Genomic DNA, 7,429 nt, shown 5'->3' with positions numbered 1-7,429 from the left:
CGCACGGCCCCGGCCGGTGCCCCGGCCGCCCGTCGGTGCCGCGTGCCGACGGCCACGGCCGCCCGCCCGTGCCGCGTGCCCACAGCCGCGGTTCCCCGTCCGTGCCGCGTGCCCACAGCAGCTCCCCAACCGTCAGGCGAAGTCCGGATGACGCCCACGCACCCCTTGCGTGCGGGTACTGTGCCACCTCCGGTGACGGTGCGTGGCCGATTCGCCACAGTCCCGTGGTCCGGCCCGCTCCCGCGGGCCGGCGCGGCGCGCGCCGCACGGACCGGACCGCCTCGGCGGAGACACACAGGGGGCGAACGTGGCGCAGGCCCGCGGCCCGCAGGCGGCCCGCCCGCCCGGCGGGCAGGACTCCGAGCTGGTCGGACGGACGGACGAGCTGGCGGAGCTGACCGAACGCCTCGCCCACCAGCGCCTGGTGACGCTGACGGGCGTGGGTGGCGTCGGCAAGACCCGGCTGGCGCGCCGGGCCGCCGCCGAGCTGCTGCCGCGCTTCGCCGACGGCGTCTGGTGGGTGGACCTGTCCCCGCTCCAGGACGGGGCGCTGCTCGCGTACGCGGTCGCCGAGGCGCTGCCGCTGGTGGACCGCACCACCCGGCCCGTCCTGGAGGTGGTCTCGGAGTACGTCGCCGGGCGGCGGCTGCTGCTCGTCCTGGACACCTGCGAGCACCTGGTCCGCGACTGCGCCGAGGCGGCGGCCACCCTGCTCACCGTGGCCCCGGGGCTGCGCGTCCTCGCCACCAGCCGCCGCCCGCTCGGCCTGCCCGTCGAGGACGTCGTCCCCCTCGGCCCGCTGCCCGAGGCGGACGCGGTGGCGCTGCTCGCCCGGCGCGCGGCGGCGACCGGCGTGGGCCTCACCGGCGCGGACGCCGGGGAGGTGGCGGCGCTCTGCCGCCGCCTCGAAGGGCTGCCGCTGGCCATCGAACTGGCCGCCGCCCGGCTGCGGGAGATGACCCCGGCCGCGCTCAACCGGCGCCTCGCGGACCGCTTCGCGGTGCTCGGCGAGACCCGGCAGGCGGACTACGGGGCGGACCCGCCCTGGCACCAGGCGCTGCGCACCGCCATCGGCTGGAGCCACCAGCTCTGCACCCCGGACCAACGGCTGCTGTGGGCGCGGCTCTCGGTGTTCGCCGGGCACTTCGACGTGGACGCGGCCCGCGCGGTGTGCGCCGACGACCGGCTGCCCGCGGCGGAGGTGCCGCGCCTGCTCGCGCTGCTGGCGCAGGGATCCATCCTGGAGTGGCAGCCCGCCGGCGCCGGTGAGCGCTACCGGATGCTGGACACCATCCGCGAGTTCGGGGCGTTCTGGCTGCGCGGCCTCGGCGAGGAGCACGAGGTGCGCGGCCGCCACCGCGACCACTACCGGGCGCTGGCCCGCACCGCCGAGGCCGCGTGGTTCGGCCCCGACCAGACGGCCTGGTACGGCAGGACGGCCGCCGAGCACCCGAACTTCCGCGCGGCCCTGGAGTTCTGTCTGGTCCAACAGGACGGCGGCACCGCCCAGGAGCTGAGCGGCACGCTGTGGTTCGTCTGGTTCGCCTGCGGCCTGCCCCGGGAGGGCGGCCACTACCTGGACCGGGCGCTCGCCCTGCCGCCCCGGGCCGGGCCCGTGCGCGCGCGGGCCGTGTGGGCCCGCGGCCTCATCGCCCTCGCCCAGGGCGACGGGGAGGCCGCCCGGCACTGCGCGGCCGCCTTCCGTGCGGCGGTGGCCGAGACGCCCGCGCGGGACGCCGCGGACCGGGCGGCCACGCAGTACGCCGCGGCGCACCTGGACGGCGGCATCCACGCGGTCCGGGGCCGCCTCGCGGAAGCCGCCGCGGTGCTGGAGGCGGCCCACGGCCCCCCGCCCGCCCACAGCCGCTCCGTCCCCGCCTGGGGGCTCGTCCAGACCGCCCGGGCCTTCGCCTACGTCCACCTGGGCCGGTACGCGCAGGCCGCGGCCGTCGCCGACCTGCTCGGCGCCGAGTGCGCCCGGCGCGGCGACATCTGGCTGCGCGCCTGGGCGGACTACCTCCAGGCGCTCGCCGCGCTCGGCCAGGAGCGGGCGGAACCGGCCGCGGCCCACGCGCGCGCCGCCATCGCGGGCAAGCGCCGCCTCAGCGACCACCTCGGCATCGCCATGGCCCTGGACGTGCTGGCCTGCGCCGCCGTCGCCTCCGGCCGCGCCGCGCGGGCCGCGCACTGCCTGGGCGTCGCCGACCAGGTCTGGGAGACCATCGGCTCGCCCCGGCTCGGCTCCCCGGACCTCCTCGCCGCGCGCCGCGCCTGCGAGGACGCCACCCGCCGCCTCCTCGGCGACGCCGCCTCGGCACGCGCCCTGCGCACCGGCCACACCACGGACGTGGACACGGCACTCACGGCGCTCCTCACGCCTGACGGCACCGCGGGTTAGGCGGCCCGCAACCCCTAGGGTCCGGATTCCGCGGGTGATCCGAAGATTTTACGGAACCATCCGTTTCTCCAGCCTGTTCGCTTTCCCGCCGCCCCACCTCTCGCGTGATCTCTTTCCTGAGTCTTGCGCGTGGTCAGCCGGGCCTTGATGCTGAAAGCGAGATAGCACACTGCCGGGGCGCGTGACGGCGTCTGGCGAGGGTCCACCGCCCGGTCAGGGGCCGGACGCTCTGCCACCGCTCGATCGTCATATCGCTGACCGGCAACAACCCATTGGAGTGGAGCCGATGGGCTGGATCGACGATTGCGGAGGTGCATGCCGACAGCTAGCCGTAGCATCACCTTTCCGAGACGAGAAGGGGATGTCATGCCGACCAGCCAGAACCCGCTTTTCCTCCGCCAGCGCCTCCGTGACCGGCTGCGGAAGGCCCGCGAAGCAGCGAATTTGACTCAGCGCCAAGTGGCCGAGGATCTTGACTGGTCCCCGTCAAAGCTGATCCGGATCGAGAACGGAAAGATCGGGGTGAGCGTCACGGACGTGATGGCTCTCCTCACGAAGTACCAGGTGAACGAAGAAGACCACGAGGCACTCCTGGAACTCGCGCGTTCCGCCCGCCAACTGCCGTGGTACTGGCCGTACCGCTCGGTCGCGAGCCCGGAATTCCAGGCCTACCTGGCCTACGAGGGATCGGCCTCCATCGTGCGGGCGTTCGAGCGGAACGTCATGCCGGGCCTGCTGCAGACGGAGGCGTACATGCGCGCGCTGCTGGGCGGGTTCACGCAAGAGGGAGGCATGTCCGGCGACCGAGAAGAGATGGAGGCGCGTATCCAGCTCCGCCTGGAGCGCCAGCAGCGCGTCATCACGCCGGAGTCAGGACAGTTCTTCTTCATCCTTGACGAAGCGGCCCTGCGCCGCGTCATCGGCAGCGAGGCCGTCATGCGGCAGCAGCACGAGCAATTGCTCGCAGCGAACGACATGCCGAATGTGACGGTCATGTACGTGCCGTTCAGCGCAGGAATCTACCCCTTCTTCAGGACCCCTTACGCAGTGTTCGAGTTCGAGGGAAGCGATGACGACATCGTCGCCTATCTCGAAACGCCGGACGGTGAGGTACTGCTCAGCGAGCGCACTCCGAGCGGCGGAAAGAAGAAGCAGCCCGCCGACTACCTCGACGCTTTTTGGAAGGTGGAGAGGAGTGTCGCCAAGGAGCTCACCGAAGAGTCACTGCTCCTCTGACCTTTTCAATGCGGCGAGAAAGTACCGCCACGCCGAAGCGGTGTAAGTCAGGTTTCCCGCACTCATACACCTGGAGTCCCGGACACGTAGCAGAGTCCCGAAATACACTTCTACGCATTCCTCACTCGAACCACTGTAGGAGCTTTTCCGCCACCGAGAACCATCCGCCATCACTCACCCTCCCCGCTTCGACACCCAGGGGAATTATCAAGGCGTGGCCAGGACTTGCCAAGGGTGCATTTGAGGCAAAGTTCGCGGAAATTCACCATGAAAGGCAAAAGCGGTTGGAAAACGGCAGATATCCGAAGAGAAGCACGCTTCAGGCGATAGACGACGCCTGACGGCATGGCGAGGGAGCCCGCGGTCCCGCCGGCAAGCAACGACCTTGGGCTCCCTGGATGAGCATCCAGATCCAGGAAAGGACACTCGAAGTGAAGTCTAGCGACTCCACGGGCACAGTCATCCGTGCCGTGGCGGGCAAACACTGGAACCGCTGGGGACGTTCGGCGGTGGCCAACGTGGCGAAGGGGGCCAGCACGGCGGCGGGTACCGCCCTGTTCTCCTTCGTGGTGTGGTGGTTACAGCGTCGGTAGCAGGCCCAGCCGCCGCGGTCAGGCCCGGCGTCCGGCGGTGCCCGCCCGCGGCGGCGCTCTCACTGGTGGGACGACGGAACGGGAGTACGCGGTGACCCCTGAGGAACTGGTGGCCCCTGAGGAACTGGTGGCCCCTGAGGAGCTGGTGGCCCGGTACGGGCTCGAACCCCTGGTCTTCGAGGGCGGGCGGTTCCGCCGGACCTGGGCGGGCCCGCCGGACGCGACCGGGCGGCCCGCGGGCTCGGCCATCATCATGCTGCTCACCGCCGAGCCCGGCGACTTCTCCGCCCTGCACCGCCTCCCCATCGACGAGGTCTGGCACTTCTACCGGGGCGACCCGCTGGAACTGCTCCTGCTGCGCCCGGACGGCGGCGACGAACTGCGCCTGCTCGGCGCCGACCACGAGTTCCAGGTCGTCGTACCGGCCGGGACCTGGATGGGCGCCCGGGTCCGGGACGGCGGCGCCTGGTCGCTGTTCGGCACCACCATGGCGCCCGGGTTCATGGAGCGGGACTACGAGGGCGGGGACCCGGCCGCGCTGGCGGCCGCGTACCCGCGGCAGGCCACGCGCATCAGGGAGCTGTGCCGTGACTGACCCGGAAGGCGTGACCGACCCCGGACTGCCGTCCCTGGCGGGGCGCGTCGCCCTCGTCACCGGTGCCAGCGGACTCGTCGGCGGCGGCATCGCGCGGCAGTTCGCACGGGCCGGCGCGGCCGTCGTCCTGCACTGCCACCAACGGGCCGACCGGGCCCGGGAGCTGGCCGAGGAGATCGGGAAGGCGGGCGGCCACGCCGTCGTCGTACCGGCCGACCTGAGCGAGGAGCGGGAGTGCCGCCGGCTCGTGGCGGCCGCGCACGACTGGCGCGGACGGCTCGACGCGCTCGTCAACAACGCCGGGATCCAGCCCGTGCAGCCCCTGCGCGGCATGGCGGCGGCCGACTGGCGGCTGCTCCAGGAGGCCAACGTGACCAGCGCGTTCGCCTGTACGCAGGCCGCGGCCGAGGTGATGGCCGGCCAGGACGGGGGCGGCAGCGTCACGCACATCGCGTCGGTCGAGGGGCACAGGCCCGCGCCGGGGCACGCGCACTACGGGGTGTCGAAGGCCGCGCTCATCGCGTTCGCGCGCGCGGCGGCCGTGGAGTACGGGCCCCTCGGGGTGCGGGTGAACAGCGTCTCGCCGGGCCTCGTCGACCGGCCCGGGCTCGCGGAGGACTGGCCGGAGGGCGTGGAGCGGTGGACGCGCGCCGCCCCGCTGGAGCGCCTCGGGCGGCCGGAGGACATCGGCGCCGCGTGTGTCTTCCTCGCCTCGGGCGCGGCGGGCTGGATCACCGGGACGGACCTGCTGGTGGACGGCGGGGTGAGCGCCCGGCCCTCGTGGTGACGCGGGACCCGGGACACAGCACGCGCCCCAGAGGGCCCAGCGCGCAGCACGCAGCGCCCAGCACACAGCACACAGGGCACAGAAAAAACCGCCGGACGGGCTGAAGCGGATTCAGCCCGTCCGGCGTCTTGCGGAGGGGCCCCTCGGGGGGAGAGGGGAGATAGGGGCGGGGCCCCTCCGAAGGCGGTGTCCGGGGCGCCCGCCCCGGTAGGTCAGGCGACCGGCGTCGGCTCCTTGGGCTGGTCCTCGGCCGGGACCTCGTCCGCGGGCCGGGGCCGCATCAGGAAGAGGGAGAGGGCCGCGGCCACCAGGACACCCGAGGCGCCGACGACGAAGCTGGCGGACATGGCGTCGCCGAAGGCGTCGCGGGCGGCGGACGCCAGGGCCTCGTTGCCGGTGCGGGCGGCCTCGGCGAGGGCGTCGACGATGGAGTTGTCGGCGGTGTCCGAGGCGGAGTCCGGCATCGAGCGGGAGTAGGTGCTGGAGAGGATCGAGCCGAGGACCGCCACGCCGAGGGCGGCGCCCGCCTGCTGGACGGTGTCGTTGAGGGCGGAGCCGACACCCGCGTGCTCGGTGGGCACCGCGCCCATCAGGGCCGCCTGCGCGGCGGGCATCGCGAGGCCACCGCCGGCGCCCATCAGGACCATGGCGACGGCGACGACACCGAAGCCGTCACCGACCTCCAGCGTGGTCAGGGTGAAGAAGCCGGAGGCGATGATCACGAGGCCGGTGGCGACCATGAAGCGGTTGCCGAACTTCTGGCCGAGCGTGGCGCCCAGGGTGTTGAAGACGAGCGCCGCGACGGCGAGCGGCGCGAAGGCCCAGCCGGTCTTCGTGGGCGAGTAGTGCAGCACGAACTGGAGGTACTGGGTCAGGACCAGCATCAGTCCGCCGTTGGCGAAGGTCAGCAGGACGATGGAGAAGCTGGCGCCGGTGAAGACCCGGTTGCGGAACAGCATGAGGGGGATCATCGGTTCCTCGATGCGCGTCTCCCACAGGCCGAAGCCGACGAGGCAGACCACGGCGACGATCGCGGCGACGTAGACCTTCGGGTCGCCGAAGCCGTCCTTGGGCCACTCGGTGATCGTCCACACCAGCGCGGCCATACCGGTCATCGACAGGACCATGCCCAGCGGGTCGGCCTTGCGCCAGGGCCCCTTGGACTCGGGCATCAGCGCCAGGGCCGCGAGGATCGCGACGACCGCGATGGGCACGTTGATCAGGAAGACCGAGCCCCACCAGAAGTGCTGGAGCAGGGCGCCGCCGAGCACCGGGCCGCCGACCAGGCCGACCATCGCGACCGCGCTCCAGGCCGCGATGGCCTTGGGCCGCTCCTGCTCGTCGAAGACGGTGATGAGGATCGACAGGGTGCTGGGCATGATCAGCGCGCCGCCGATGCCCATCAGGATGCGGCCCGCGATGAGCTGCTCGGGGTTGGTCGCGACGGTGGCCAGGAGGGAGGCCCCGCCGAAGAGCACCAGACCGATGATCATGACCTTGCGGCGGCCGAACCGGTCCGAGAGCGAGCCGGACGTCAGCAGCAGGCCCGCGAAGACCAGCATGTAGGAGTCGAGGATCCACTGGATGTCGGACGCGGTCGCCTCGATGTCCTGGGCGATGGGCGGGACCGCGACGGTCAGGACCATGTTGTCCACGACCAGGACGAGGGTGCTCAGGCAGAGCACGACCAGAATCCACCAGCGGCGCGGATCGCGTGCCGTGGCCGCGTCGCCCGCTTCCTTCCCTTGCTGTCCGAGCCCGTCCATCGGGTCCTCCTCAGTACGCCGTTCGCTTACTCCGAACACTGTACGTACGCCGCA

General features: G+C 72.5%; 7 protein-coding genes. 5 read left to right on the top strand and 2 right to left on the bottom strand.

Annotated elements, in window-relative coordinates; all coding sequences use genetic code 11:
• The first annotated feature begins 307 nt into the window (after positions 1 to 307).
• Positions 308 to 2,398: an ATP-binding protein gene (locus IE330_RS25465; RefSeq protein ID WP_190138444.1), complete on the top strand. Its 2,091-nt coding sequence runs from the start codon at positions 308 to 310 to the stop codon at positions 2,396 to 2,398.
• Positions 2,399 to 2,764: 366 nt separating this feature from the next.
• On the top strand, positions 2,765 to 3,634 hold the full coding sequence (locus IE330_RS25460) for a helix-turn-helix domain-containing protein (protein ID WP_190138443.1): 870 nt from the start codon (positions 2,765 to 2,767) through the stop codon (positions 3,632 to 3,634).
• Here the strand turns inward: IE330_RS25460 and IE330_RS25455 are convergent.
• Positions 3,620 to 3,805, bottom strand: a complete 186-nt coding sequence (locus IE330_RS25455) for a DUF397 domain-containing protein (RefSeq protein ID WP_190138442.1) — start codon at positions 3,803 to 3,805, stop codon at positions 3,620 to 3,622. The two genes, IE330_RS25460 and IE330_RS25455, sit on opposite strands and share 15 nt — an antisense overlap.
• 227 nt (positions 3,806 to 4,032) lie before the next feature.
• On the opposite strand from IE330_RS25455, the gene IE330_RS25450 reads away from it, so the two are divergent.
• From IE330_RS25450 to IE330_RS25440, 3 genes are all read left to right on the top strand, one after another.
• The gene (locus IE330_RS25450; protein ID WP_190138452.1) at positions 4,033 to 4,227 is read left to right on the top strand and encodes a hypothetical protein; all 195 of its coding nucleotides are present in this window, start codon (positions 4,033 to 4,035) and stop codon (positions 4,225 to 4,227) included.
• Between the two features lie 91 nt (positions 4,228 to 4,318).
• Entirely contained in the window at positions 4,319 to 4,822 is a 504-nt protein-coding gene (locus IE330_RS25445; protein ID WP_229925911.1) for a cupin domain-containing protein, read from the top strand.
• Between the two features lie 10 nt (positions 4,823 to 4,832).
• Positions 4,833 to 5,609, top strand: coding sequence for a glucose 1-dehydrogenase (locus IE330_RS25440; protein WP_190138450.1), 777 nt, complete (start codon positions 4,833 to 4,835; stop codon positions 5,607 to 5,609).
• A gap of 212 nt (positions 5,610 to 5,821) precedes the next feature.
• On the opposite strand, the gene IE330_RS25435 is transcribed toward IE330_RS25440, so the two are convergent.
• On the bottom strand, positions 5,822 to 7,375 hold the full coding sequence (locus tag IE330_RS25435) for an MFS transporter (protein WP_190138441.1): 1,554 nt from the start codon (positions 7,373 to 7,375) through the stop codon (positions 5,822 to 5,824).
• Positions 7,376 to 7,429: the final 54 nt, after the last annotated feature.

The organism is Streptomyces longispororuber, assembly GCF_014656095.1.
Taxonomy (GTDB): domain Bacteria; phylum Actinomycetota; class Actinomycetes; order Streptomycetales; family Streptomycetaceae; genus Streptomyces; species Streptomyces longispororuber.
The sequence above is the reverse complement of the archived record's forward strand: the minus strand, read 5'-3'. Positions and strand labels throughout refer to the sequence as shown.